Below are 24,879 nucleotides of genomic sequence, written 5' to 3' on the forward strand. Positions count from 1 at the left end.
TCCCGCAGTACGGGCAGCGGGGCGGCGGCTGTCCAGGATGTGACACGCTGGACCGTTCACGCACGTCACGACCTCAGAACGGGATACGCCAGTGGAACAGCAGCCGGCCGGTGCCCAGTACGTCCTCACGCTGTCCTGCCCCGACAAGCAGGGCATCGTCCACGCTGTCTCCAGCTACCTCTTCATGACCGGCTGCAACATCATCGACAGCCAGCAGTTCGGCGACAGCGGCACCGGGCTCTTCTTCATGCGGGTGCACTTCTCCGCCCCCGAGCCGGTCACCGCCGACAAGCTGCGGGCCAGCTTCGCCGCGATCGGCGCCTCCTTCGGGATGGACTGGCAGATCCACCCGAGCGACCAGCGGATGCGGATCGTCCTCATGGTCAGCAAGTTCGGCCACTGCCTGAACGACCTGCTCTACCGCACCCGGATCGGCGCCCTGCCGGTGGAGATCGCCGCCGTGGTCTCCAACCACACCGACCTCCAGGACCTGACCGAGAGCTACGGGGTCCCGTTCCACCACATCCCGGTCACCAGGGAGACCAAGGCGGAGGCCGAGCAGCGGCTGCTGGACCTGGTCGCCAAGGAGGACGTCGAACTGGTCGTGCTGGCCCGCTACATGCAGGTGCTCTCCGACCAGCTCTGCACCGAGCTGTCCGGCCGCGTGATCAACATCCACCACTCCTTCCTGCCGAGCTTCAAGGGCGCCAAGCCGTACCACCAGGCGCACGCCCGCGGCGTGAAGCTGATCGGCGCCACCGCGCACTACGTCACCGCCGACCTGGACGAGGGCCCGATCATCGAGCAGGAGGTGGCCCGGGTCACCCACGACGTCAGCCCGGACCAGTTGGTCGCGCTCGGCCGGGACGTCGAGTGCCAGGCGCTGGCCCGCGCGGTCAAGTGGCACAGCGAGCACCGGGTGCTGCTCAACGGCGCCCGTACGGTCGTCTTCGCCTGACCGCTCAGGGGCGGGAGAGCAGCGGGAGCGCGTGCAGCACCTCGCGGACCGCGGCCCGGTCCCCGTGCTCACCGACCGGCAGCCGGTCCGGGTCGCGGTGCGCGGCGGCCAACTGGCAGAGCTCCAGGCCGTCCAGCACCATCGAGGCCACCGGCTCCCCGCCGGGCGGCGGCCCCGCGTCCGCGCCGTTCACGCGGTTCGAGCCGTTCACGCCGTTCACGCCGGTCGCGCCGTGCGGGCCGTCCGGCCCGTCGCCGCCGTCCAGCGGGACCAGCCACTCGCCGCTCGCCGGGCCGTCGATCACCAGCCGCAGCCTCCGGGCGGTCCGGCTCCCGCCGTCCGGCGCGGCCGGCGCCCCGGCGTGCTCGGGCCGGGCCGCGCGCAGCCCGGCCAGCGCCCGGGGCAGCAGCCGGACCACCAGCTCCACCATCTGCCGCAGGTGCTGCGGCGCGGGCGGGTCGTACGGGTAGGCGACCGCGCGGGCCACGTCCTCGCCGTGCACGTAGCACTCCAGGGCGCGGTCCACGAAGGCGTCGCGCAGCGGCAGCACGGTGCCGCCGTAGTCGACCGGGGTGTTGCCCTGCGGCGCGAGCGCGGCGCCGCGCACCAGGTCGTGGGTCTGCCGCCGCCACCGGGAGCGCACCGACTGCGGTGCCAGGGCGCCCTGGTCGGCGAGCATCCGGGCGGTGCGCGCGGCGATCACGCCGTACGGGCCGCCCTGCGGCGGGACGCGCGGCAGCGCGGGCGGCCGGGCCGGATCCTGCGGCGGCACCCGCCGTTCGGCGGCCGCGGCCGGGGCGCCCGGGCCGGTCGGCACCGGGTCGGGCAGGCCGAGGGCGAGGGCCAGGAAGCCGTCCACGGCGGTCAGCCGGCCGAGCACCTCGGCCGGGCGCAGCCGCTCGGTGCCGCCGTGCCACGGCAGTTCGGCCACCTCCTGCCACTCCTCCGGGCCGAGGTCGCGCAGCAGCGCGTCGAGCTTGGCGGTCTCCGCGGTGTAGGGCATGCCCCAGGCGGGGACGGGCAGTTCGGCCGGACGGCGGGCCAGGCACCAGTCGAGCACCTGCTGGCGCAGCGAGCCGGGCTGGTCCAGCGGCTCGTCGAGGGAGAGCCAGCCGGCCGCGTCGCGCAGCCGGGCCGCCTCCTCGGCGCACTCCGGGCAGGCGCGCAGGTGCTGTTCCAGGTCGGCGGCGTCGCGGGCCGGGCAGGCGCCGAGGGCCCAGGCGCCGAGCAGCGAGCGCAGGGCGTCGTGCCGCTCCTCAGTGCTGCTCACGTCTCCCCGTCCCCCGCTTCGTCCTGGCGGGCGCGTTCCTCGGCCAGTTCGGTGGCCAGCAGTTCCAGTCCGAGCCGCATCCGCTGCTTGGCGGCCTGTTCGCTGATGCCGAGCAGGCGGGCCGTCTCCCGGTAGGTGCGGCCGTCGTAGTAGGTCACCGCGATGGTCTCCCGCAGGGGTTGGGGCAGGGAGTCGACCACGTACTGGACGCGGGCGGCGGTGGCCACGGCGCGGATCTCCGCCTCGGTGCGGGTCTCCGCTTCGGCACGGGTCTCCGCCGCGAGCCCGCGGAGGTCGCCGCCCGGTACGCGTTCGGCGGCCCGCCGCGCCCGGAGCCGTTCGACCGCGCGGCGGTGGGTGAGCGCGCCGAGCCAGGACCGCAGGGTGCCCTGGGCGGGGTCGAAGTCCTCGGGGTGCTCCCAGACGTGTGCGAATATCTCCCGGGTGAGCTGGGCGGCGGCGGCCTGGTCGGCCAGTATCCGCCCGGCCAGGCCGTGCACCATCGGCGCGAGCTGGTCGTAGAGTTCGCCGAGCGCGGTCTCCTCGCCGCGCGCGAGGCGGCGCTGCAACTGCTCGTCCCAGCGCGGGGGCCGCTCCGGGGTGGCCATCGGGAACCACCCTTCTGCCCGGGGTCGCTGGCTTACCCAACGGTATCTTGCGGCCGGTCCGCGGTGGACGGAATCCGGCAAGAACGGAATCCGGTCTCGCGGATCCTCATCGTGCGGACCGTCAGGGGCCGTGGATCTTCACATGGTGGGACCGTCCGCTCGTGGGACCGTCCGCCGATGCGGCTGTTCGAGAGCCGCTGGACATATGTCGCACGGGTGGTTCGCGAGTGGCGGGAGGGGCGCCGGGGGTGTCCGGCGGTAGGTTCCCGACTGCGGGACCGGCGGGTCGGCCCGGGCCGGACGCGCGCCGGTACGAGGCTCGCGAGAGTGAGCGGGACAGTATGCACTGCCCTGTCCCCCGATCGCCGGAATATGCCCGAAGCGCTTGCTGCGGTCCGCCCGCCCGCCCATCCTGAGGCGTATTCGTGTCGCGGCCGGTGCGCGACCGACGAGTCGGCGCGGACGAGTGGGCGCGGGTGGACGGACCGGGCGATCGCCCGGGTGCGGCTCGGGTGGCGCCGGGCGGAGTGCGAGGGCCCGCAGGCCGGTCGATCCGGCCCGATCGGGACTTAGGCCGAACTGCGAGTGCGGGTGGTGGAGCGGTGCAGGTTCTTCAGGTACAGCTGGCGGTGCAGGCGGACCCCGCCGAGGTCGGCCGGGCCCGTCGATGGGTGCGCTCGCGGCTGTTGAACCACGGGGTGGACCCGGACGCGCCGATGGCCGAGACGGTGGTGCTGGTGGTCTCGGAGCTGGTGACCAACGCCGTCGTGCACACCGGCTGTCCGGCCGTGCTGCGGCTCTGCCTGCCGATGACCGAGGACGTGACGGGGCCGGACGGGGCGGCCGTGGCGGACGGGACGGCCCGAGTCGACGGGACGGCCGCGCCGCTGCGGGTGGAGGTCGCCGACGCCAGCCGGGCCGCTCCCGCCCCGCGGCACGCCGGGGCGGACGAGGACGCGACCAACGGGCGCGGCCTGGAGCTGGTCGAACTGCTCTGCGAGCGCTGGGGCTGGTACCCGGACGGCTCGGGCAAGCGGGTCTGGTGCGAGATCGGCCTCGGCGCCCGCCCGGCCGATCCGCTGGCGGACGTGGACTGGGCGGCTTTGGCGCAATAGCGGCTTTCCCGGCGGCCGCAGGACCCGTGGCGATCACCGGCCGAAAGGTGACGCAACCATTCCGAATTTCGGACTAGCCATTGACGTGACGTATCCGACTGATCACGCTTGGGTGCGGCTCTCCGTTGCGAGGGGACGCCGAGGGGTCGTCCGACCACCGCCGCGGTGCCGCTGTCCAGGGGGATCGAGTCAGCGAGGGGGGCCGCGGACTGTCGGTCGCAGGCCGCTCCTCGGCGAGTGCGGGGGCCGCGGCGCGGGTTCAGGGCCCGCGTGTCGCGGTTGGATGGCGGCGTGCCGTTCCGCGCTCGGGGTGCGCACGGCCTGCCGCCATCCACTGCGTCGGTCGCGGGGCGGCTGGATCCGGCCACCCGGCGGTCGGTCGCCGGATCGCTTCCGCAGACGGTCTTCGGTGGAGCCGAGGGGCCGAGGGAGCCGGCCCGTTTCGGGTGCGGGTCTCAGCGGGGGGCCGTGCGGAAGGTGCGCCGGTAGGCGCTGGGCGCCACGTCGAGCCGGCCGCGCAGCTGCAGCCGCAGCGAGGCGGCGGTGCCGAAGCCGGACTCCCGGGCGACCTGGTCGATCGTCAGGTCGGTCCGCTCCAGCAGTTGGCGGGCCCGCTCGGTGCGCTGGGTGGTGATCCACTGGCCGGGGCTGGCGCCGGTCTCCTCGCGGAAGCGCCGGGTGAAGGTCCGTACGCTCATGCCCGCCCGGTCGGCGAGCCGGCGCAGTTCGAGCGGCTGGTCCAGGTGCTCCAGGGCCCAGGCGCGTACGGCGGCGGTGCCGTGGTCGCCGCGGTCCACCGGGCTCGGGGCCTCCACGTACTGCTTCTGGCCGCCCTCGCGCCACGGCGGCACCAGGCAGTTGCGGGCCACCGCGTTGGCCACCGCGCTGCCGTGGTCGCGGCGCACCACGTGCAGGCAGAGGTCCACCCCGGCGGCGACCCCGCCGGAGGTGAGGATGTCGCCGTCGTCGGTGTAGAGCACGTCCGGGTCGAGCCGCACCCGGGGGAACAACTCGGCGAAGCGCTCGGTGTAGCGCCAGTGGGTGGTGGCCGGGCGGCCGTCCAGCAGCCCGGCGGCGGCCAGGATGAAGGAGCCGGTGCAGATCGACATCAGCCGGGTGCCGGGCCGGATCCGGGCCAGCGCGTCGGCCAGCGCCGGGGTGAAGCAGGCGTCGGCGACCGTCGGGCTGGAGTCGGCGGAGGCCGGGATCACCACCGTGTCGGCCCGCTCCAGCAGTTCGGGCCCGTGGTCGACCATGGCCTTGAAGTCGGTGCTGGTGGAGACCGGCCGGCCGTCCAGGGTGCAGGTGGCCACCTCGTAGTGCGGCCGTCCGGCCGGGTCCTTGGCGCCGCCGAAGATGCGGGCGGGGATGCCGAGCTCGAAGGCGATCACGCCCTCCAGGGCGAGTACCGCGACCAGGTGTGCCATGCCGTCCCCTCGGGTGTCGGTGGGTCCGGGCCAGCGTACGCCTGGCCGTGGCCCGATTCTTGCGAAAGCTGTCGTTCAGGCCACTCGCCCGGGCTCCGACGGCCCGGAACACTCGTCGCGTGACCGAACGCAGCACCCCCGCCCCCGCATCCGCCGCCGTCCCCGACCCCGTATCCGCCGCCGTCCCCGCGTCCGCCGCCGACCCCGTATCCGCCGCCGACCCCGCGTCCGCACCCGGCTCCGCGTCCGACCCGGTCGGCGGCGGACGGCCCGCACCCGCCGAGCGCCCGCGGGTGCACTACGCCTGGGTGGTGGCGGGCGTCGCCCTGCTCGTCCTGCTCGGTTCGGCCGGATTTCGCTCCACGCCGAGCCTGATGATGGACGCCCTGCACAACGAGTTCGGCTGGTCGCTCGGGACCATCTCCGCCGCCACCTCCGTCAACCTGACCCTCTACGGCCTCACCGCCCCCTTCGCCGCCGCCCTGATGGACCGGTTCGGCGTCCGCCTGGTGGTGGTCTGCGCGCTGCTGACCATCTCCGTCGGCTCCGGGCTCACCATGCTGATGCGTCAGCCCTGGCAACTGGTGCTCTGCTGGGGCGTGCTGGTCGGCCTCGGCAGCGGCTCGATGGCCGGCGCCTTCGCCACCACCATCACCGGCCGCTGGTTCCGGGCCCGCCAGGGCCTGGTCACCGGGGTGCTCACCGCCGCCGGCGCGGCCGGCAACCTGGTCTTCCTGCCGGTCGGCGCCTGGCTGGTGGAACACCACGGCTGGCGGTCGGCCGTGGTCGTGGTCTCGCTCGCCGCCAGCGCCGTCGCCGTCCCGGTCCTGCTGCTGATGCGCGAGCGGCCCGCCGACGTCGGCCTGCTCCCGTACGGCGCGACCGAGGCGCCGCCCGCGCCCGTCACCGACGGCCGGGCGCTGACCCGTTCGCTGCGGGTGCTGCGCACCGCCGCCCGCGCCCGGGCGTTCTGGCTGCTGGCCGGCTCGTTCGCGATCTGCGGCGCCACCACCGCCGGACTGGTCGGCACCCACTTCATCCCGGCCGCGCACGACCACGGCATGCCGGTCACCACCGCCGCCGGCCTGCTCGCCCTGATCGGCGTCTTCGACGTGGCCGGCACCGTCTTCAGCGGCTGGCTCACCGACCGGGTCGAGGCCCGGGTGCTGCTGACGGTCTACTACGGGCTGCGCGGCCTGTCCCTGCTCCTGCTGCCGCAGCTGCTGGCCGGCTCGCTGCGGCCGCCGATCCTCGCCTTCGTGATCTTCTACGGCCTGGACTGGGTCGCCACCGTGCCGCCCACCGTCGCGCTCTGCCGCCGGCACTTCGGCGAGGACGCCCCGATCGTCTTCGGCTGGGTCCTGGCCGGCCACCAGATCGGCGCGGCCGTCGTCGCCGGGCTGGCCGGCCTGGCCCGGGACGCGCTCGGGAACTACGACCTGACCTGGTACGGCGCCGGCGCGCTGTGCGCGGTCGCGGTCGGGCTCTGCCTGGCGCTGCGTCCGGACCGGGGCGACCGCCCGGGTGCCGCCGGTGCCGCCGGTGCCGAGGGTGCCGCCGGTGCTGCCGGGAGGGTTGTCACCGCGGAGGTCTAGGCTCCGTTCCATGGCGCTCACCTTCACCCTCGATCCGAAGCTCGACCCCGGCCTGCGGACCGGGATCGTCCGGCTGTGGACCGACGTCACCAACGCCGGCGGCGCGGTCGGCTTCGTGGCGCCGGTCACCGAGGACGAGGTGTGGGACACCGCCGACCGCCAGTTCGCCGGGGTCGGGCCGGACGGTCCGGACCGGCTGCTGGTCGCGTACGACGGCGAGGGCGGCGAGGGCGGCGAGGGCGACGGTGGTGACGGCGACCGCGGGCGGCTGGTCGGCGTGCTGTTCTTCGAATCGATGCGCTTCGAACCGATGGAGCACTGGCGGATGCTCAAGCGGGTGATGGTGCACCCCGACTGCCAGGGCCGCGGCTACGGCGCCGAGTTGCTCGCCGAGGCCGAGCGGATCGCCCGGCAGTGGGGCCTGCAGTCGCTGCGGCTCACCGCGCGCGGCGGCCTGGGGCTGGAGCGCTTCTACGCCCGCAGCGGCTACCAGGAGGTCGGCCGGGTGCCGGCCGCGATCCGGGTCGCTCCCGGGGACGACCGCGACGACATCACGATGTGGCTCGACCTGCGCTGACTCCCGCCCCGGGCGGGTGCGAACGGTCGCGGTGGGTCACCCGGCGCGCTCGCCCGACTCCGGGCGGGAGGGGCACCGGCCGCGGCGGCCGTCAGGCATGCTTGACTGGAGGGCCCGCCCCCGCCCGGACCCGCCCCGCGCGACGAGAAGGATGTGTTCCAGTGAGCAGCAACGGCCCGGAGAAGTCGCACGCCACGCTCCGCTACACCTCCATGCGGGTCAGCATCTTCCTCGGCTGCCTGCTGGTGGCCCTGCTGCTCGGGCACTTCCAGATCATCCCGGTCACCGGCGAGGCCGGCATGGTCTTCCTGTTCCTGCTGGCCGCGATCGCCTCCGCGCCGATCAGCTACGCGCTGCTGAGCAAGCAGCGCGACGAGATGTCCGCCCAGATCAGCGGCAAGGTCACCGGGCTGCGCAACCGCACCGCCGAGCGGATCGCCGCGCAGAACGCCGAGGAGGACGCCGCCGACGACGCCGCCCGCGCGGCGGCCGCCGGGCAGAACTGACCCCCGGTCCCCACCCCGACCGCCGAGCCCCCGCCGCAGCCGCCGTGCCCGCGACCCCAGACTCCGCGCCGCCCGGGCACCCGTCCGGGCAGCTGTCCGCGCAGCCGCCTGAGCGGTTGTCCGCGCAGCCGTCCGGGCCACTGTCCGAACACCAGCCCGAGCGGCCGTCCGGGCAGTCGTCCGCCGAGAGCGCGCTCGGGACCTGGCCGGCCCCCGTCCGCCGGCCCACCGGGCGGGACGTCGCCCGGCTCGCCGGGGTCTCCCAGGCCACCGTGTCGCTGGTCTTCTCCGGTGCCGAGGCAGGCCGCCGGGTCTCCGAGGCCACCCGGCAGCGGGTCCGGGAGGCGGCCCGCAGCCTCGGCTACCGCCCGCAGGCGGCCGGCCGGCAGCTGCGGCTGGGCCGCAGCGGGATGATCCTGCTCTCCGTGCCGAACCTCCAGGGCCCGTTCTTCGGCCGGGTGCTGGACGGGGTCCACCAGGAGGCCGGCCGCAACGGCCTGGCGGTCGTGGTGAGTTCCGGCTGGGGCAGCGCCACCCTCGCCGAGGCGGCCACCGCCGGCCGCTTCGACGGCCTGCTGATCTGCTCCCCGGACGACAGCCAGCTCGGCGAACTGCCCGCCGACACCCCCGCCGTCTTCCTGGACGCCGACCCGGGCACCGACCGCACCCGCCCGACCGTCGAGCTCGACGTGGCCGGCGGGATGCGCGCCGCCGTCGAGCACCTGGCCGCGCTCGGCCACCGCCGGATCGGCCGGCTGCGTTCCACCCACGCCGCGTACACCTTCCGGGTACGGCAGGCCGCCTTCGAGCGGGCCGTGCTGGAACTCGGCCTGGACGTCGTGGAGTTGGGCGTGAGCCTGAACGACGGGCACCGGGCCGCGCGGACCGTCGCGGACCGGCTGCTGGCGCGGCCGGACCGGCCGCGCGCGGTGATCTGCGACGATGACGTGGTCGCCTCCGGGGTCTACCAGGCCGCCGCCGAGCTGGGGCTGCGGGTGCCGGAGGACCTGTCCGTGGTCGGCATGGACAACGTCGCGGTGGCCGCGCTGCTCGCCCCACCGCTGACCACCGTCGACCTGCCCGGCGAGGAGCTGGGCCGGGCGGGCGCGGCCGCGCTGGCGGGACTGCTGCGCGGGGAGCGGGTGGAGCCGGTGGCGTCGTTGGCCACCTCGCTGGTGCTGCGGGCCTCCACGGCCTCGGCGTAGCACCGGCGGTCGGGCCCGGGAAGGGGACTGCGCCCACCGGCCAGACCACCGGTGGGCGCAGTCGTTCGTGGGGCGGGCTCGACCCGCCGGGGCGGGCTCGACCCGCCGGGGCGGGCTCGACCCACCGGGACGGGGCTCAGCCCACCGGGACGGGACGGGCCGGGACGGGTGTGACGGGCGTCGGGTGGAACCAGCGCCGGGCGCCGAACAGCAGCAGTCCGCCGAGCGCGATCCCGCCGGCCGCGCACAGGGCGACGGACCGCAGCGAGTCCTCGGCGAGGTTGCCGGAGACCGCGTAGCCGAGCGAGTTGCCGGTGGCGAACAGCGTCACCAGCCAGGCGAAGGCCTCGGTGACCGTGCCGGTCGGCGCCAGCTCGGCGACCAGGACGAACGCCGCCGCGAGCAGGGGCGCCAGCATGACTCCGGACAGGAAGGCCAGCGCGGCCATCGGGTACGGCCCGGGCAGGGTGACCAGGGGCAGGTACGAGGCGGCCATCGCGAGCGCCATCACCCAGGTCCGGGTGGCGGTGGTCTGCCGCCACTTGACGGCGCCGTAGGCGAGCGCGCCGAGCAGCCCGCCGAGCGCGGCCAGCGCCAGCAGGGTGCCGGCGCCGCCCGGCAGTGCGTCGGAGTGGTGCTCGGCGTAGGCGATGAACAGCACGTTCTGCGCGCCGACCGCCCAGCCCGCCCCGGCCAGTCCGACCAGCAGCAGTACCAGGCCGGGGGAGCGCAGCGGTCCGAGCAGTCCGGCGGAGTGCGCGCGGACCGGGGCGCGCCAGGACTTGGCCGGTGCGGTGCTGGCCACGATCAGCGCGCCGGTCAGGCCCAGTCCGGCGGCCGCCCAGAGCGCGACCACCGGGCTGAACAGGCCGGCGATCCCGGCGACGGCCAGCGGCCCGGCGACGTAGAGGATCTGCTGGGAGGCGGAGTCGAAGGCGTAGGCGGTGTCGAGCTGCTCCTCCTCGACGACCTCCGGCCAGAGCGAGCGCAGGCAGGGCTCCAGCGGGGGCATGGCGAGGCCGGCGATCGCGGCGCCGACGGTGGCGGCGAGCGGGGAGCCGGGCGCGAGGGCGAGCAGCGCGTACCCGCCGCCGGCCACCACGGCCGAGGCGAGCAGGACGCGCGGCTGTCCGGTGCGGTCGACGATCCGTCCGAGCACCGGTCCGCCGACGGCCGCCGAGATCGCGTAGGCGGCGGTGGCCAGCCCGATCCGTCCGTACGGCGCGCCGGCTTCGCGCAGGGCGAGGGCGATCACCAGGGCGGTCATGCCGGCGGGCAGGCGGCCGAGCAGGGTGCCGAGGAGCAGGCGGGTGACGTGCGGGGCGCGGAGCAGGGCGAGGTAGCCCATCGGCGTCTTCTCCGGTCTGGGCAGGCGGGGGCGGGGACATCGCAAAGTTATACGTATAACTGCTCGGCGGTCAATCGGACCGCCGGTCGGCGCTGATGGGGCGTCGGTCTCGTTCGTGTCCGGAGCTCGACGTCGGGGTGGGGCGCAGGTGGGGAGGGGGTTTACGCCATCTCAAACAACTACTTTGAACATCTCAAACCTTTACTGCTAACGTAACGGCCATGACAGCCTCAGACGCACTGCGGACGAACGGCCCGGGCCCCCTGCCCGGCGCCGCCCGCCGGTGCGCTCTGACCGGCGCTGTGGACAGCCCGCGCCGTTGTCGCGCCCCGCGCGGTGCCGCCCTGCGCCGTACTGCTCCGCGCTGTACCGCCCCGAGCTGTATCGCGGCGGCACGCCCCTGACCGGGGCCCCGACCCCTCCCGTCCGGCCCCGCGCCGTGCCGCCCGCGCCGCCCCACGCCTCACCTCCCGTCAGCAACGCCCTCCCCCGGAGCCGCTCCCCCATGTCCACAGCGCCCGAGGCGACTTCGTCGCCGTCCGTGCTCGCCCGTATCCGCAAGACGCCGTTCTGGGTGCAGATCGTCGCCGGCCTCGTGCTCGGCGTCGGCCTCGGCTACCTGGCCCGGGCCGCCGACATCTCCTGGCTGGCCACCACCCTGGAGACCATCGGCAAGATCTTCGTCCAGCTGCTCAAGCTGGCCGTCCCGCCGCTGGTGTTCACCGCGATCGTGGTGAGCGTCGCCAACCTGCGCAACGTCACCAACGCGGCCCGGCTGGCCACCCGCACGCTGCTCTGGTTCATGATCACCTCGCTGATCGCGGTCGGCATCGGCCTGGGCCTGGGCCTGCTGACCAACCCCGGCCAGGGCACGAACCTGAAGACCGAGGGCCTCAAGGCGCTCGACTCCAAGGGCACCTGGATCGACTTCCTGACCGGGATCTTCCCGACCAACATCGTCGACGCCTTCGCCAAGGTGAACGTGCTGCAGATCGTCTTCATGGCGGTCGTGGTCGGCGCGGCCATCATCAAGCTCGGCGCCAAGGCCGAGCCGGTCCTCAAGCTCAGCGAGTCCGTGCTGGAGCTGACCCAGACCGCGCTGTGGTGGGTCATCCGGCTCTCTCCGCTCGGCACCCTCGGCCTGATCGGCAAGTCCGTCGCCAAGTACGGCTGGGACCTGCTCAAGCCCTTCGCCACGCTGACCCTCGACATCTACGTCGGCTGCGCGCTGGTCCTGTTCGTCGTCTACTCGCTGCTGCTGCGCTTCGCCGCCGGCCTCAACCCGCTGCACTTCTTCAAGGGCGCCTGGCCCGCGATCCAGCTGGCCTTCGTCTCGCGCTCCTCGGTCGGCACCCTGCCGGTCACCCGCCGGGTCACCGAGCGCCTCGGCGTCCCGAGCGAGTACGCGTCGTTCTCGGTGCCGTTCGGCGCGACCACCAAAATGGACGGCTGCGCCGCGATCTACCCGGCGATCGCCGCGATCTTCGTCGCGCAGGTCTACAACATCGAGCTCGGCATCAAGGACTACATCCTGATCGCCTTCGTCTCGGTGGTCGGCTCGGCCGCCACCGCGGGCCTCACCGGTGCGATCGTCATGCTGACGCTGACCCTCTCCACCCTGGGCCTGCCGCTGGAGGGCGTCGGCCTGCTGCTCGCCATCGACCCGATCCTGGACATGATGCGCACCGCGACCAACGTCGCGGGCCAGGCGCTGGTACCGGTCCTGGTCGCGGCGCGGGAGGGCATCCTCGACCGCGAGGCCTACGACAACCCGCAGGGCGACCTGCTGGACGAGCCGGTCACCGTCCCGGCCCAGGCCACCGCGAAGGCTGCCACTGCCGCCTGATCCTCGTCGGACGCACGGCGAAGTGCCCTCTCCCTGGCGGGGGAGGGCACTTCGCCGCTTCCGGCTCCGGGCCGTGCGGCTCGTCCGGGCCTGGTGTCTCGTCCGGACCGGGCGGACCGGCTCGTCGCGCCCGGCGCGGCGGGTTTCGGACGAAAAGGTGACGAAAAGGCAGGGGGCCCACCGATAGGCGGGCCCCCTTGGGTACTGCTCTTGTGCTCATGCTGGCGGCTGTCGGGAGCCGCCGGTGGACCCGTCGGGGTCCCGAGCGATCAGATCATCAGAGGATGGTCAGACAGCGGTGACGTTCTCCGCCTGCGGGCCCTTCGGACCCTGGGTGACGTCGAAGGTGACCGTCTGGTTCTCCTCCAGCGAACGGAAGCCGTTCGCGTTGATGGCGGAGTAGTGAACGAAGACGTCGGGGCCGCCGCCCTCCTGGGCGATGAAGCCGAAGCCCTTCTCAGCGTTGAACCACTTGACGGTTCCCTGAGCCATGCCGTTCTCCTTGCGATGCGTGTCGGGAACCACACCGTGTGGCTCCCGGTCCGCTGCGCTGATCGCCCTGCCTCCGGACGAGTCCGAAGTTTTTCGATATTGCTGAAAAACTACAAAAAGCCCGCGGTTACATGCTCCGCAGGCTTCAAGTACTGCAAGGGGAATCAAACTGCAACTGAGGGCAACGCTAGCATGCGGCCGCTGTGACGACCAGAGGTCACTTACGGCGTGGAAGGCGCGTGTCGTAAGGGCGAGAGCGGGCGCGGAAAGGCGTGTTGGGGGCGCGTGAGGGCGTGTCGGGTGGCCGGTGCGAGCCGTGCCGAACGGCGGGCATACGCTGCGGGGAAGCGCACGAACAGCAAGGGAGCGGCGCAGTGGCAGCACCGGACGCACAAACACCGGACGCGCGAACGCGGGAGCCCCAGGACAACACCCCGGCCAGGCCCCGGGTCGGCCATATTCAGTTCCTGAACTGCGTTCCCCTCTACTGGGGGCTCGCCAGGACCGGCAATCTGCTCGACCTGGATCTCACCAAGGACACCCCGGAGAAGCTGAGCGACCAGCTCGTCGGCGGCGCCCTGGACATCGGGCCGATCACCTGTGTGGAGTACCTGCGCAACGCCGACGACCTGCTGGTCCTGCCCGACATCGCGGTCGGCAGCGACGGCCCGGTGATGTCCTGCCTGATCGTGAGCAAGGTGCCGCTCGCCGACCTCGACGGCCGCCGGGTCGCCCTCGGCTCCACCAGTCGCACGTCCGTCCGGCTCGCCCGACTGCTCCTGGAGGAGCGCGAGGGCGTGCGTCCGGACTACTTCAGCTGCCCGCCGGACCTCAGCGCGATGCTCGCCGAGGCCGACGCCGCCGTCCTGATCGGCGACCCGGCGCTGCGCGCCTACCTCGGGCAGGCCGCCGACCTCGGGCTGACCGTCCACGACCTCGGTGCGATGTGGAAGGAGTGGACCGGCCTGCCGTTCGTCTTCGCGGTCTGGGCGGTGCGCCGTGAGTTCGCCGAGCGGTGCCCCGAGCTGACCGCGGCCGTGCACCGGGCCTTCCTGGAATCCCGCGACCTCTCGCTGGTGGAGGCCGCCAAGGTCGCCGAGCAGGCCGCCCGCTGGGAGGCCTTCGGGGCGGACGTGCTGGAGCGTTACTTCAGCGAGGCGCTCGACTTCTCGCTCGGGGAGCGCCAGTTGGCCGGCGTCGCCGAGTTCGCCCGGCGGGTCGCGCACGACAGCGGCTTCGCGCCGGACGTGGCGGTGCGGCTGCTGGAGCCGGCTGAGCTGCCGCTGGGCTGAGGCCGGGCTGACGCCGGGCCGGTCTCCCGGGCTGTCTGCCTGGGTGGTCTCCCCGGGGCTCCCCGCGTCGAATTCCGCCGCGCCTTCCCGGCCGTCCTCGGCGGTCGTAGCGGGCTCGTGCCAGTGGTGTCCGATCCGTGACGAGAACGGGGTCCCTTCGGGGAACTCGGCCGGTACGGTTCGGCTCGGGCACGGGGCCCGTCGAGGGGAGCGTGGCGATGCAGCCGCTGGGGCCGGACGATCCGCGCGAGCTGGGTGACTACCGGTTACTCGGGCAGCTCGGGGCCGGCGGCATGGGCCGGGTCTACCTCGGGCGGACGCCCGGCGGGCGCACCGTCGCGGTCAAGGTGGTGCGCCGGGAGTTCGCCGCGGACGCCCGGTTCCGGGCCCGTTTCCGGCAGGAGGTGGCCGCCGCCCGCAAGGTCGGCGGGGACTGGACGGCCCCCGTGCTGGACGCGGACACCGAGGGCGCCCAGCCCTGGGTGGCCACCGGTTACGTCGCCGGTCCCTCGTTGAGCGCCGCCGTCCGGGAGTTCGGGCCGCTGCCCGAGCCGACCGTACGCGCCCTCGGCGTCGGGCTGGCCGAGGCACTGACCCACGTGCACCGGCTCGGTCTGGTGCACCGGGACGTCAAACCGTCCAACGTGCTGATCACGCTGGACGGCCCCCGGCTGATCGACTTCGGCATCGCCCGCGCGCTGGACGGGACCAGCAACCTCACCGGGACCGGCACCCTGATCGGCTCGCCCGGCTTCATGTCGCCGGAGCAGACGCGCGGGGAGAAGGTCGGGGCGGCCACCGACGTGTTCTCGCTGGGCGCGGTGCTCGCCTACGCGGCGACCGGGAAGCTCCCGTTCGGGCAGGAGGCACAGCCGGCGGCGGTGATGTTCCGGACGGTGTACGACCACCCGGAACTGCTCGGGACGAGCGAGTCCCTGCGCTGGATCCTGCTCGACTGCCTGGCCAAGGATCCGGACGCCCGCCCGGTGCCCCAGCGGCTGCGTGCCTGGCTGGACGACGAGGGGACGGCCGCCACCCGGCTGGAGCGGGGCGGGTGGCTGTCCGCGGAGTTGGCGGCGGTGGTGGGGCGCGGCGCGGTCCAACTGCTGGACCTGGAAACGGAGGGCGCGGGGCCGGGGGCAGGGGGACCGGCGGCCGGCGGGGCCGCGGCGGGTGGCCCGGCTGCGGGTAGGCAGGCGACAGGCGGGCGGGCGGCAGGTGGGCGGGTGCCGCCGAGGCCGCGGGGGAAGCCTTCGGCGGGGGCCACCCCGGGCGGGGCGCCGCCCCGGCCGTCGCGGCCCCCGGGGGCGATGCCGTCCTCGGGCGGGGCGGCTGCGCCCGGCGGGGACAGGTCGTCGCCGAGGACGGTGCCCATGCCGGGGGCGGGATGGGGGTCCGGACCCGGGTGGGTGCCCGGACCGGGGGCGGGGTGGGTGCCGGGACCGGGGATGGGGCCGGGGCCGGAGCCGGAGCCACGGCGGAGACGGCGGCGCTGGTGGCGGGTGCCGGTCGTGATGCTGGCCGTGCTGGTCCTGGTGACGGCCGCCGTGATGACGCTCCGGTACCTGGTGGAGGAGGCCGACCGGGCGACCGCCTCCACCGGCCTGACGACGGAGCCGGTCGGCGATCCGACGATCCCCGTCGCGGCCGGACGGAACCTGGTACCGACCGCGTACCTCGGCCTGTGGCGCGGCGAGGTCGACGTGGTCGCCGGCGGTGCCGTCGGCGTCATCACCATCTCCGTCGGCCAGGGCGGGATCGGGGACGAGAGCACCACGACCCGGATGGCCGGCTCCAACGGGGCCGTGTGCGAGGGCGCCTGGACGCTCCGGAGCGTTTCGGCGACGGCCCTGGTGTACACCTCGCGGCTGGCCGCGTCGAGTGCCGCGACCTGCCAGAACATCGCGCTTCCCCGCGTGCTCACCCTCCTGCCGGACGGCACCCTCCGCTACGACGTCAGCAACGGCGCCACCACCGTGCAGGGCGGGGTGGTGCGAAGAGCGGGCTGACGCGGACGGTGAAACGTGCTGGCGTAGGCTGGTTCGGCCGTACCCGGACGCCCCGTTGTCCGGGCCGGCAGCGCAGACCGCAGCAACACCCGAGAGAGAGAAGGCCGCCAGGTGACCGAGCTCGCAGCGACCACCCTCGATGCGTCCAGCACCGACCTGCAGGCCCTGCTCGACCGGGCCGCCGCCGGCGGCCGGATCACTCCGGAGGAGGCGCTGGAGCTGTACCGCTCGGCGCCGCTGCACGCTCTCGGCTCCGCCGCCGACGCGGTGCGCCGCCGCCGCTACGCCGGTACCGAGCACATCGCGACGTACATCATCGAGCGGAACATCAACTACACCAACGTCTGCGTGACGGCGTGCAAGTTCTGCGCCTTCTACGTGCCGCCGAAGAGCGACAAGGGCTGGTCCCGCGAGCTCGACGAGATCCTGCGCCGCTGCGCCGAGACGGTCGAGCTGGGCGGCACCCAGATCATGTTCCAGGGCGGCCACCACCCGGACTACGGCGTGGAGTACTACGAGCGCGCGTTCTCGGCGATCAAGGCCGACTTCCCGCAGCTGGTGATCCACTCGCTGGGCGCCTCCGAGGTCGAGCACATGGCCCGGATCTCGGGCGTCTCCATCGAGGAGGCCATCACCCGGATCCACAAGGCGGGCCTGGACTCCTTCGCCGGCGCCGGCGCCGAGCTGCTGCCGGAGCGTCCGCGCAGAGCGATCGCCCCGCTGAAGGAGTCCGGCGAGCGCTGGCTGGAGATCATGGAGGCCGCGCACGGCCTCGGCGTGGAGTCCACCTCCACCATGCTGATGGGCACCGGCGAGACCAACGCCGAGCGGATCGAGCACCTGCGGATGATCCGCGACGTGCAGGACCGCACCGGCGGCTTCCGCGCCTTCATCCCGTACACCTACCAGCCGCAGAACAACCACCTCAAGGGCTCGACCCAGGCCACCGTCTTCGAGTACCTGCGGATGATCGCCATCGCCCGCCTGTTCCTCGACAACGTCGCCCACATCCAGGGCTCCTGGCTCACCACCGGCAAGGAGGCGGGCCAGCTGTCGCTGCACTACGGCGCGGACGACCTCGGCTCGGTCATGCTGGAGGAGAACGTCGTCTCGGCGGCCGGCGCCAAGCACCGCTCCAACCTCACCGAGCTGATCCACCTGATCCGGGCCGCCGACCGCGTCCCGGCGCAGCGCTCGACCACGTACGAGCACCTGCGGGTGCTGGACGACCCGGCGAACGACCCGGTCGACCCGCGGGTCGCCTCGCACATCGCCTCCACGGCGATCGAGGGCGGCACGGCGCACCCCGAGCTGAAGATCCTGGACAACTGAGGACGCCGACCCCGACGTGCTGACCCCGACGTGCTGACCCCGCCGTGTTGACCCTGCACCGGGCGGCCTTCGTGCTGCCCGACCCGGCCGATCCGACCGCCCGGTCCTTCGTGGACGGGGCGGTGGTGGTGCGTGGCGAGCTCGTCGAGGCGGTCGGGCCGTACCGGGAGCTGGCGGCCGCCCACCCGGGCGCGCGGGTGCGGGACTGGGGCTCGGCGGTGCTCTCCCCGGGGCTGCGCAACCCGTACGGGCACTCGCTCCTGGAGCGGGCGTACCACCCGGACCCCCGGGAGGAGATCGGCGTCGAGCCGGTGGCGGACGGGCTGGTCGGGTCGACGGACGAGGCGCGGTGCGGGGCGAGTGCGCGGCGCGGGCTGCAGCGGATGCTCGGGTTCGGGGTGACGGCGGTGGCCGGGCCGTTCGAGCGTTCTTCGGTGCGGACGGCGGTGGGGCGGTCGGGGCTGGTGGGGTTGCCGGTCCTGCCGGTCCTGCCGGGGGCTTCGGGTGGTGCGGGGGCTGTGGGCGCGGGGCCGTTGGACCCGCTGGCCGTGCTGCCCTTCGCGGAGGCCGTGCACGGGCGGGTGGCGGTCGGCGGTCGGGCGGACTTCGCGGTGTTCGCGGCCGCGGGGGAGGGGCGCGCCGAGCCGGTGGCGGGCGGGTGCCTGGCCACGGTGCTGGGCGGACGGTTGGTGTACCGGCGGCGCTGAGTGGACCGGCGGCGGGTCGGTGGGGCCGCCCCGGTTCGGCGGGGGAGCGGCGGGGGAGCAGCGGCGCCGGTGTGACGTACTCATCAGTAGCCGGATTCCCTTTCCGCGCAAGGGACTTCCTTCGTGTGCACCCGAACTCCGGTGCCGGTGGCGGGGGGTGATTGTCCCTTCGCCGTGACCTGAGGGCCCGCCAGCGGATACGATCCCGGTCAGATCACTCCGTACCCTCACCACACCACCGCCCGTGCCCGCGGGCGGCGGGGCCCGTCCCCCGGCCCCGAACGGCAAGCCAGGACAGGAACCATGCGAACCGCGACCGTTCCCCCGCCGCGCGTCCCGCGGTTGGGCCGTGGTTGGTACCTCGCCGCCGTGCTCAGCGCCGTGCTGGCCGTCGGCATGTGCCTGCTCGGCTGGCGCCAGGCCGACCAGGCCGACCGGATCGCGGCACACCCGGTGAGGGTCGAGGGCGTCGTCACCCAGCTCCCGACCGGCGGCGGCACCTACAGCTCCGTCAGCTACCAGGTGGGCGGTCAGCCGCACACCGCGGCCGCGCTGCCGCTCGCGGACGGCACCAGGCTCGGCGACGCGGTCTGCCTGGAGCACGCGGCCGACGACGCGGGCGCGGTGCGAATCTGCGGCGACACCTACCCGCAGCCCGTCGGCGTGGGCCTGGCCCGGTTCAGCGTGCCGGTCGCCGTGGTGCTCTTCGCGGTCTGCGTGCTGCGCATCTGGCGGCACCGCAGGGCCGTCGCGGTCCGCGCCGGACAGGGGCGGCTGGCCGCCAACCTCGCGCTGGCGACGGAGGCCCTGGCGGACGGGATGCCCGCGATCACCCACGGCAAGCGCTCCCGCCGGAAGCGGCGGGTGGGCGGGCGGCGCGGGCAGCACTGAGGGAACCGTTCCCGACCGGGGTGGTCGGGGTGGCCGGGGTGACCGGGGTGGCCTGTCGGCGTGCCCGGTCGTGCATCCGGTGGTGCACCCCACGGTGAGCCCCGTTGGTGCGCCCCGTTGGTCGGGGTGTCCGAGCGAGGGTGAACAATGGGGGCGTGACCCGAGCCTCTCTGGACAAGCAGCCGCACGAAGTCGCCGCCATGTTCGACGACGTCGCGGCGAACTACGACCGCACCAACGACGTGCTCTCCCTCGGCCAGGCCCGCGCCTGGCGCCGGGCGGTGGCCGAGGCGGTGGCCGCCGGACCGGGGGACCTCGTGCTCGACCTCGGGGCCGGTACCGGCACCTCCTCGCTGCCCTTCGTCGAGGCCGGGGCCCAGGTCGTCCCGTGCGACTTCTCGGTGGGCATGCTCGCCGAGGGCAAGGCCCGCCACCCCGAGCTGGCGCTCACCGCCGGGGACGCCACCCGGCTGCCGTTCGCGGACGGCACCTTCGATTCGGTGACGATCTCCTTCGCGCTGCGCAACGTCCAGGACACCGACGCGGCGCTGAGCGAGATGCTGCGGGTCACCAAGCCCGGCGGCAAGCTGGTGATCTGCGAGTTCTCCACGCCGACCTGGACGCCGTTCCGGACGGTCTACACCGAGTACCTGATGCGCGCGCTGCCGCCGGTCGCCACGGCCGTCAGCAGCAACCCGGAGGCGTACGTCTACCTCGCCGAGTCCATCCGGGCCTGGCCGGACCAGCCCGGGCTGGCCGCCAAGCTGCAGGAGAACGGCTGGTCGAAGGTCGCCTGGCGGAACCTGACCGGCGGGATCGTCGCGCTGCACCGGGCGTACAAGACCGCGTAGCCGCCGCGGGCGGCCGAGGGGGCGGCCGAGGGGGGCGGTCGGCTGAGGCTGGGTGGTTGCGGCAGCGGGTGCGGCGGGGGCGCGGGCGGTTCCGGAAGCGTGAGCGGAACTAGACTGCCGGAGACAAAAGCCGCCGTCCCCCGCCGCAGCTCCAGGAGTGTGTCCACGTGTCCGAGACCGCAGCCGATCTGACGAAGCCGGACAGCCCGGTGGAGAGCACGGCCGACGTCATCGTGGTCGGCGCGGGTCCGGCCGGTGCCACCACCGCGTACTACCTGGCCCAGGCCGGGCTGGACGTGCTGCTGCTGGAGAAGACCGCCTTCCCGCGGGAGAAGGTCTGCGGCGACGGCCTCACCCCGCGCGCCACCAAGCAGCTGGTGGACATGGGCATCGACGTCTCCACCGAGAACGGCTGGCTGCACAACAAGGGCCTGCGCATCATCGGCGGCGGTGTCCGGCTGGAGCTGGACTGGCCCGAGCTGTCCTCCTTCCCCGACTACGGTCTGGTCCGCAAGCGGGCCGACTTCGACGAGCTGCTGGCCCGTCAGGCCGAGAAGGCCGGTGCGCGGCTCTACGAGCGCTGCAACGTCAGCGGGCCGGTCCTGGACGAGCGCACCGGGCGGATCGTCGGCGTCACCGCCAAGCTCGGCGAGGAGAAGCGGCCGGTCACCTTCCGCGCCCCGCTGGTCGTCGCCGCCGACGGCAACTCGACCCGGCTCTCGCTCGCCATGGGCCTGCACCGGCGCGAGGACCGCCCGATGGGCGTCGCCTACCGCACCTACTTCACCTCCCCGCGCCACGACGACGACTACCTGGAGTCCTGGCTGGAGCTGTGGGACACCCGCGGCGGGCAGCGCAAGCTGCTGCCCGGTTACGGGTGGGTCTTCGGCATGGGTGACGGCACCTCCAACGTCGGCCTCGGCATCCTCAACTCCTCGCCGGCCTTCGGCGAGCTGGACTGGCGCGACGTGCTCAAGGCCTGGTGCGCCGGCATGCCGGAGGAGTGGGGCTACACCCCCGACAACATGACCGAGCCGATCCGCGGCGCCGCGCTGCCGATGGCCTTCAACCGGCAGCCGCACTACACCCGCGGCCTGCTGCTCGTCGGCGACGCGGGCGGCATGGTCAACCCGTTCAACGGCGAGGGCATCGCCTACGCGATGGAATCCGGCCAGATCGCCGCCGGGGTCATCGTGCAGGCGCTCGCCCGGGTCACCGACGGCGGCCGGGAACGCGCCCTCCAGGCCTACCCGCGGATCCTCAAGGACGTGTACGGCGGCTACTACACGCTGGGCCGTGCCTTCGTGAAGCTCATCGGCAACCCGAAGGTGATGCAGTTGGCCGCCCAGCACGGCCTGCCCCGGCCGCTGCTGATGCGCTTCACCCTCAAGCTGCTCGCCAACCTCACCGACCCGCAGGGCGGCGACGCCATGGACCGCGTCATCAACGGCCTCGCCCGGGTCGCGCCGAACGCCTAGTCCCGGGGCCCCGCAGCCTTCTCCTCTGCGGTCTTCCGCTCCGAAGCCTTCCCCTCCGAAGCCTTCCCCGCCGCCGTCTCCGAGCGCCCGTCAACCGGGCGCCGGGAGACGGCGGAGCGCTGTTCGACGTAGGCCAGGCGGTCGGCGAAGACCCGGGCCGCGTCGGGGGTGAGCGTCCGGAGGGCGACCAGGGCGGCGAAGACGACGTCGCAGAGCTCGTGCTGGACGTCCTCCCAGCTGTGGGTCACCCCCTTGCGCGGGTTCTGGCCGGTGGCACCGATCACGGCCGCGCCGACCTCGCCGACCTCCTCGGAAAGCTTGAGGATCCGCAGCAGGCGTTCCTCCTGGGGCGACTGCGAGCCCTGCTCGTCCAGCCATGCGACCAGGTGGTCGACGCTCTCCCAGATCCGGCTGTCCATACGGTGTTGCTCCCCTGCGGTGTGGTTGGTGCTGTCACCGTACGGGAGCGGTGCGGCGTGGTGGGTGGGCGGTCAGTGGGGCGGCGTGGTGGTGGGCGGTTGGTTGGCGGCTGGAGGGCCGGGTCGCCGTGGCGCCCGGCCCGTCCGGTCAGCGGGTGCTGATCTTCACGTGGCGGATGTTCACGGGGAGGTTGGGGAAGCCGTCGCCGGGGTTGTTCTGGTCGTCCTCGCCGCCGGCGGCGATCTTCTGCAGGACGTCCAGACCCGCCGTGACCCGGCCGAACGGGGTGTAGGCGGGGGAGAGCTTGGTGTCCTTCCAGACGAAGAAGAACTGGCTGCCGTTGGTGTTCGGACCGGCGTTGGCCATGGCCACGGTGCCGGCCGGGTAGGTGGCACCGGTCAGGTTCTCGTCGGGGAAGGAGTAGCCGGGCCCGCCGCTGCCCGTTCCGGTCGGGTCGCCGCACTGCAGGACGTAGAGCCGCTGGGTGGTGAGGCGGTGGCAGTGGCTGCGGTCGAAGTAGTCGTGCTCGGCGAGGAAGCGGAACGAGAAGGTGGTGCAGGGCGCCTTGTCGGTCAGTGCCTCGAAGGTGATCGCGCCCTGACTGGTCCGTAGCGTCGCTTGGTAGGGCTTGGCCGCCTTCTTGGCGTCGAAGACCGGGATTCCCTTGAAATTGTCGGCCGGTACGGCCGGTGAGTAGGTGCAGCCGGCGGCGGGGGTGGCTGCCGTGGAGGCGGAGGTGTCCGCGACGGCGGTGCCGGTGCTCGCCACGAGCGGGAGGACGGTGGCGGCGGCGACCAGCGCCCAGTGCGTGCGCTTCACGTGACGGGCCTTCCGGGGGGTGGTGGACGGCTGGATTGTCATGGAGGAATCATCCACGGCCGGGTGGGGATGCGGTAGGGGTCGGGACGGCCGTGGCTCCCCGGGGCGCGGGCTGCGTGATGGTCGGTCAGATCAGCTCCGGGGGGCGGGATCCCACCGGGGCCGCTGGGGTTGACGAGGCTGTCGCTCCCGCCGGTCACTCCAGCGGACATCGAGTCGATCGCCGTGATGAACGGCCTGCTCGACGGTTGACCATCCGCTGTCCGGAACGGCATTGATCACCGGCGGTCCGGTGCGGGAAGATGGCGCCCCTTCGCTCCATGCTGTGCCCCGTCCACCGCCGGGCTTCCTACCCGGCTCCTTGGTCCGTCCGACGCCGTACGGTCCTCGCGTCCGCAGGTTCCGTTCGCTCGGAGGGATCCTCGTCATGCCTGCCTCCTCGTCCAAGGACTCGCGCTCGTCGGTCCTTCGTGATCTTCCGGTGCTGCTCGTGGCGGTGGTGTGGGGGTCGAGCTTCCTCGCCGTCCAGCGGGTGGCCGAGCCGGGGACGGTCGTGGCGATGCTCGTGCTGCGCTTCGGGTTGGTGCTGCCGCTGCTCGGGGTGGTCGCCTGGCGGGCCCTGCGGAGGCTGAGCCGCGCCGAGTGGCTCGGCGGCGCCGCACTGGGGCTGGTGCTCAGCGGGATCTTCCTGCTGGAGACCTACGGGGCCGTGCACACCTCCGCGACCAACGCCGGGCTGATCATCAGCCTCGCGATGGTGCTCACCCCGCTCGGCGAGAGCGCCCTCAGCCGGACCGCGCCACCGCGGGCCTTCCTGGCGGCCGCCGGACTGGCCGTCCTCGGAGTTGCCCTGCTCACCGGCGACGGCGGGCTGCGCGCCCCCTCGCTCGGCGACCTGCTGGTGTTGGGCGCCGCCCTCGTCCGCTCCGGGTACGTCCTCGCCATGGCCCGCACCCGGGCCCTCCGTGACACCGACATGCTTGCCGTGACCTGGGTGCAACTCGCCACGGCCACCGGAGTGTTCGCCGTCGTCGCGCTGTCGGTGGGGCCGGCGCCGTGGACCGTCGCTCGCTCGTACGGGGCCGGCCAGTGGGCCTGGTTGCTGCATCTGTCCTTGTTCTGCACGCTGTTCGCCTTCTTCGTCCAGATGTGGGCTGTGCGGGCCACCTCACCCTCCCGGGTGAGCCTGCTGCTCGGCACCGAACCGCTCTGGGCCGCCATTTTCGGGATCACCCTGGCCGGGAACCGGATGGGCCCGCTCGCCCTGCTCGGCGGAGCCCTGGTGCTGATCGCGACCGAGTGGGGCCGCCGTACCGCTCCGGCGCCGCGACCGGCCGGGGGCGAGGCGGGTGCCGAGCCGGGTGGAGTGGCGGAGGAGAGGGCGGCCACCGGGGCCGGGGAGCCGAAGCAGGAGCCGGCCTCGGCGTGATCCGCCGTCGCGGTCACCGGCGCCGCCGCAGTGTTCGACGGGCGTAGTCGACGGTGACCGCGCCGAGGAACGGGCCCCAGGCGACCAACGGAAGGTAGGCGCCGGTCATCACCACGGCGGCGAGGCCGCGCGGCGAATCCGGGTCGGCCAGGTTGCGGGCCCAGCCGCCGAACAGCGCCTTCGTGCCGAGGACGGTGAGTATCGCCGAGCCCAGCAGCGCCGGCACGATCGCGGCGAGCGGCTGCACCCGGCGGCCGCCGATCAGCGGTATCCACCGGGGCGCCACCCGCCCCCACGGCCGGACCAGGCCGAGGGACAGGAAGGCCAGGGCCTCGGTCAGGGCGCTGAGCACCACGCAGTAGACGGTGCCCCAGCCCGGCTGGTGCTCGCCGTAGGCCGCGGCCGTCGCGCCGTTGAATCCGACCGGCACGCCGAAGCCGAAGGCGATCCGCCACACCCCCGAGGGAACGGCGCTCAGGGCCGCAGCCTTGGCGGCGAGCCGGGCCCAGCGCGGTGCGGGCGGGAAGTCCGGGCCGGCGGCGGGCGCGGCGGCCGCCCCGGATGCAGCGGTACGGTGCGCGGCGGTACGGGCGTTGATCACGAGCTTCGACATGGTGGGCTCCCCTCCGGCTCGGCCCCCTCGGCCGGTGCGATGACTCAAGACTGGAGGGCCGACAGGGGTTCGCGGCAGTGCCGATCGGGCT

At 73.8% G+C, this 24,879-nt stretch carries 23 protein-coding genes; 15 read left to right on the forward strand and 8 right to left on the reverse strand.

The genetic code is table 11. The features are described 5' to 3' along the window. Nucleotides 1-91: 91 nt before the first annotated feature. A complete protein-coding gene (gene purU, locus AB0Q99_RS25445) occupies nt 92-958 on the forward strand; it encodes a formyltetrahydrofolate deformylase (RefSeq protein ID WP_363575473.1) in 867 nt (288 codons plus the stop codon). A 4-nt stretch (nt 959-962) separates the two neighbouring features. Here the strand turns inward: purU and AB0Q99_RS25450 are convergent, their stop codons facing one another. Together AB0Q99_RS25450 and AB0Q99_RS25455 are read right to left on the reverse strand one after the other, a co-directional pair. Further along, entirely contained in the window at nt 963-2,228 is a 1,266-nt protein-coding gene (locus AB0Q99_RS25450; RefSeq protein WP_363575475.1) for a zf-HC2 domain-containing protein, read from the reverse strand. Further along, a complete protein-coding gene (locus AB0Q99_RS25455) occupies nt 2,225-2,836 on the reverse strand; it encodes a sigma-70 family RNA polymerase sigma factor (protein WP_363575477.1) in 612 nt (203 codons plus the stop codon). Before AB0Q99_RS25455 ends, AB0Q99_RS25450 begins: the two co-directional genes overlap by 4 nt. 602 nt (nt 2,837-3,438) lie before the next feature. Between AB0Q99_RS25455 and AB0Q99_RS25460 the strand changes: the two genes are divergently transcribed. Next, nucleotides 3,439-3,951 carry an ATP-binding protein gene (locus AB0Q99_RS25460; protein ID WP_363575479.1) on the forward strand — a complete coding sequence of 171 codons (513 nt, stop codon included), beginning with the start codon at nt 3,439-3,441 and terminating at the stop codon, nt 3,949-3,951. Nucleotides 3,952-4,406: 455 nt separating this feature from the next. Here AB0Q99_RS25460 and AB0Q99_RS25465 read toward each other — a convergent pair whose 3' ends face one another. Further along, a complete protein-coding gene (locus AB0Q99_RS25465; protein WP_363575481.1) occupies nt 4,407-5,378 on the reverse strand; it encodes a helix-turn-helix domain-containing protein in 972 nt (323 codons plus the stop codon). Nucleotides 5,379-5,497: 119 nt separating this feature from the next. On the opposite strand from AB0Q99_RS25465, the gene AB0Q99_RS25470 reads away from it, so the two are divergent. The 4 genes from AB0Q99_RS25470 to AB0Q99_RS25485 all read left to right on the forward strand — a co-directional run bounded on the left by AB0Q99_RS25470 (nt 5,498) and on the right by AB0Q99_RS25485 (nt 9,261). Next, the gene (locus AB0Q99_RS25470) at nt 5,498-6,973 is read left to right on the forward strand and encodes an MFS transporter (RefSeq protein ID WP_363575482.1); all 1,476 of its coding nucleotides are present in this window, start codon (nt 5,498-5,500) and stop codon (nt 6,971-6,973) included. A gap of 10 nt (nt 6,974-6,983) precedes the next feature. Next, complete coding sequence (locus tag AB0Q99_RS25475) at nt 6,984-7,550, forward strand: GNAT family N-acetyltransferase (protein WP_363575484.1); 567 nt, start codon at nt 6,984-6,986, stop codon at nt 7,548-7,550. A 161-nt stretch (nt 7,551-7,711) separates the two neighbouring features. Further along, entirely contained in the window at nt 7,712-8,056 is a 345-nt protein-coding gene (locus AB0Q99_RS25480) for a DUF4229 domain-containing protein (RefSeq protein WP_363575486.1), read from the forward strand. Nucleotides 8,057-8,100: 44 nt separating this feature from the next. After that, complete coding sequence (locus tag AB0Q99_RS25485) at nt 8,101-9,261, forward strand: LacI family DNA-binding transcriptional regulator (protein WP_363575488.1); 1,161 nt, start codon at nt 8,101-8,103, stop codon at nt 9,259-9,261. Between the two features lie 136 nt (nt 9,262-9,397). On the opposite strand, the gene AB0Q99_RS25490 is transcribed toward AB0Q99_RS25485, so the two are convergent. Further along, nucleotides 9,398-10,609 carry an MFS transporter gene (locus AB0Q99_RS25490; RefSeq protein WP_363575490.1) on the reverse strand — a complete coding sequence of 404 codons (1,212 nt, stop codon included), beginning with the start codon at nt 10,607-10,609 and terminating at the stop codon, nt 9,398-9,400. A 505-nt stretch (nt 10,610-11,114) separates the two neighbouring features. Between AB0Q99_RS25490 and AB0Q99_RS25495 the strand changes: the two genes are divergently transcribed. Then, nucleotides 11,115-12,455 carry a dicarboxylate/amino acid:cation symporter gene (locus tag AB0Q99_RS25495; RefSeq protein WP_363575491.1) on the forward strand — a complete coding sequence of 447 codons (1,341 nt, stop codon included), beginning with the start codon at nt 11,115-11,117 and terminating at the stop codon, nt 12,453-12,455. A gap of 288 nt (nt 12,456-12,743) precedes the next feature. Here AB0Q99_RS25495 and AB0Q99_RS25500 read toward each other — a convergent pair whose 3' ends face one another. Then, complete coding sequence (locus tag AB0Q99_RS25500; RefSeq protein WP_189920031.1) at nt 12,744-12,947, reverse strand: cold-shock protein; 204 nt, start codon at nt 12,945-12,947, stop codon at nt 12,744-12,746. A gap of 458 nt (nt 12,948-13,405) precedes the next feature. Between AB0Q99_RS25500 and AB0Q99_RS25505 the strand changes: the two genes are divergently transcribed. The 7 genes from AB0Q99_RS25505 to AB0Q99_RS25535 all read left to right on the forward strand — a co-directional run bounded on the left by AB0Q99_RS25505 (nt 13,406) and on the right by AB0Q99_RS25535 (nt 21,507). After that, complete coding sequence (locus tag AB0Q99_RS25505) at nt 13,406-14,239, forward strand: menaquinone biosynthesis protein (RefSeq protein WP_363575563.1); 834 nt, start codon at nt 13,406-13,408, stop codon at nt 14,237-14,239. A gap of 218 nt (nt 14,240-14,457) precedes the next feature. Continuing rightward, the gene (locus AB0Q99_RS25510) at nt 14,458-16,248 is read left to right on the forward strand and encodes a protein kinase (protein WP_363575493.1); all 1,791 of its coding nucleotides are present in this window, start codon (nt 14,458-14,460) and stop codon (nt 16,246-16,248) included. A 111-nt stretch (nt 16,249-16,359) separates the two neighbouring features. After that, nucleotides 16,360-17,580, forward strand: a complete 1,221-nt coding sequence (gene mqnC / locus AB0Q99_RS25515; RefSeq protein ID WP_363575495.1) for a cyclic dehypoxanthinyl futalosine synthase — start codon at nt 16,360-16,362, stop codon at nt 17,578-17,580. Nucleotides 17,581-17,624: 44 nt separating this feature from the next. Then, complete coding sequence (locus AB0Q99_RS25520) at nt 17,625-18,287, forward strand: hypothetical protein (RefSeq protein WP_363575497.1); 663 nt, start codon at nt 17,625-17,627, stop codon at nt 18,285-18,287. A 303-nt stretch (nt 18,288-18,590) separates the two neighbouring features. After that, nucleotides 18,591-19,178, forward strand: coding sequence for a hypothetical protein (locus tag AB0Q99_RS25525; protein ID WP_363575499.1), 588 nt, complete (start codon nt 18,591-18,593; stop codon nt 19,176-19,178). Between the two features lie 155 nt (nt 19,179-19,333). Next, on the forward strand, nt 19,334-20,029 hold the full coding sequence (locus AB0Q99_RS25530) for a demethylmenaquinone methyltransferase (protein ID WP_363575501.1): 696 nt from the start codon (nt 19,334-19,336) through the stop codon (nt 20,027-20,029). 167 nt (nt 20,030-20,196) lie between these two features. Then, on the forward strand, nt 20,197-21,507 hold the full coding sequence (locus AB0Q99_RS25535) for a geranylgeranyl reductase family protein (protein WP_363575503.1): 1,311 nt from the start codon (nt 20,197-20,199) through the stop codon (nt 21,505-21,507). On the opposite strand, the gene AB0Q99_RS25540 is transcribed toward AB0Q99_RS25535, so the two are convergent. Continuing rightward, entirely contained in the window at nt 21,504-21,926 is a 423-nt protein-coding gene (locus tag AB0Q99_RS25540; RefSeq protein ID WP_363575505.1) for a MazG-like family protein, read from the reverse strand. The two genes, AB0Q99_RS25535 and AB0Q99_RS25540, sit on opposite strands and share 4 nt — an antisense overlap. Nucleotides 21,927-22,074: 148 nt before the next feature. After that, nucleotides 22,075-22,788, reverse strand: coding sequence for a peptidylprolyl isomerase (locus AB0Q99_RS25545; protein ID WP_363575507.1), 714 nt, complete (start codon nt 22,786-22,788; stop codon nt 22,075-22,077). Nucleotides 22,789-23,173: 385 nt separating this feature from the next. On the opposite strand from AB0Q99_RS25545, the gene AB0Q99_RS25550 reads away from it, so the two are divergent. Continuing rightward, nucleotides 23,174-24,175, forward strand: a complete 1,002-nt coding sequence (locus AB0Q99_RS25550) for a DMT family transporter (RefSeq protein WP_363575509.1) — start codon at nt 23,174-23,176, stop codon at nt 24,173-24,175. 13 nt (nt 24,176-24,188) lie between these two features. Here AB0Q99_RS25550 and AB0Q99_RS25555 read toward each other — a convergent pair whose 3' ends face one another. Continuing rightward, nucleotides 24,189-24,788 (reverse strand): hypothetical protein, encoded by a 600-nt coding sequence (locus tag AB0Q99_RS25555; protein WP_363575511.1) that lies wholly within the window; start codon nt 24,786-24,788, stop codon nt 24,189-24,191. Nucleotides 24,789-24,879 lie beyond the last annotated feature (91 nt).

It is taken from the genome of Kitasatospora sp. NPDC086791 (genome assembly GCF_040685975.1).
Classification (GTDB): Bacteria; Actinomycetota; Actinomycetes; order Streptomycetales; family Streptomycetaceae; genus Kitasatospora.

Excerpts from the sequence above, each read along its gene's own strand:
- AB0Q99_RS25455 (WP_363575477.1), bottom strand. The coding sequence starts at position 2,836 with ATGGCCACCCCGGAGCGGCCCCCGCGCTGGGACGAGCAGTTGCAGCGC.
- AB0Q99_RS25465 (WP_363575481.1), bottom strand. The coding sequence starts at position 5,378 with ATGGCACACCTGGTCGCGGTACTCGCCCTGGAGGGCGTGATCGCCTTC.
- AB0Q99_RS25475 (WP_363575484.1), top strand. The coding sequence starts at position 6,984 with ATGGCGCTCACCTTCACCCTCGATCCGAAGCTCGACCCCGGCCTGCGG.
- AB0Q99_RS25490 (WP_363575490.1), bottom strand. The coding sequence starts at position 10,609 with ATGGGCTACCTCGCCCTGCTCCGCGCCCCGCACGTCACCCGCCTGCTC.
- AB0Q99_RS25495 (WP_363575491.1), top strand. The coding sequence starts at position 11,115 with ATGTCCACAGCGCCCGAGGCGACTTCGTCGCCGTCCGTGCTCGCCCGT.
- AB0Q99_RS25500 (WP_189920031.1), bottom strand. The coding sequence starts at position 12,947 with ATGGCTCAGGGAACCGTCAAGTGGTTCAACGCTGAGAAGGGCTTCGGC.
- AB0Q99_RS25510 (WP_363575493.1), top strand. The coding sequence starts at position 14,458 with ATGCAGCCGCTGGGGCCGGACGATCCGCGCGAGCTGGGTGACTACCGG.
- AB0Q99_RS25525 (WP_363575499.1), top strand. The coding sequence starts at position 18,591 with ATGCGAACCGCGACCGTTCCCCCGCCGCGCGTCCCGCGGTTGGGCCGT.
- AB0Q99_RS25540 (WP_363575505.1), bottom strand. The coding sequence starts at position 21,926 with ATGGACAGCCGGATCTGGGAGAGCGTCGACCACCTGGTCGCATGGCTG.
- AB0Q99_RS25545 (WP_363575507.1), bottom strand. The coding sequence starts at position 22,788 with ATGACAATCCAGCCGTCCACCACCCCCCGGAAGGCCCGTCACGTGAAG.
- AB0Q99_RS25550 (WP_363575509.1), top strand. The coding sequence starts at position 23,174 with ATGCCTGCCTCCTCGTCCAAGGACTCGCGCTCGTCGGTCCTTCGTGAT.
- AB0Q99_RS25555 (WP_363575511.1), bottom strand. The coding sequence starts at position 24,788 with ATGTCGAAGCTCGTGATCAACGCCCGTACCGCCGCGCACCGTACCGCT.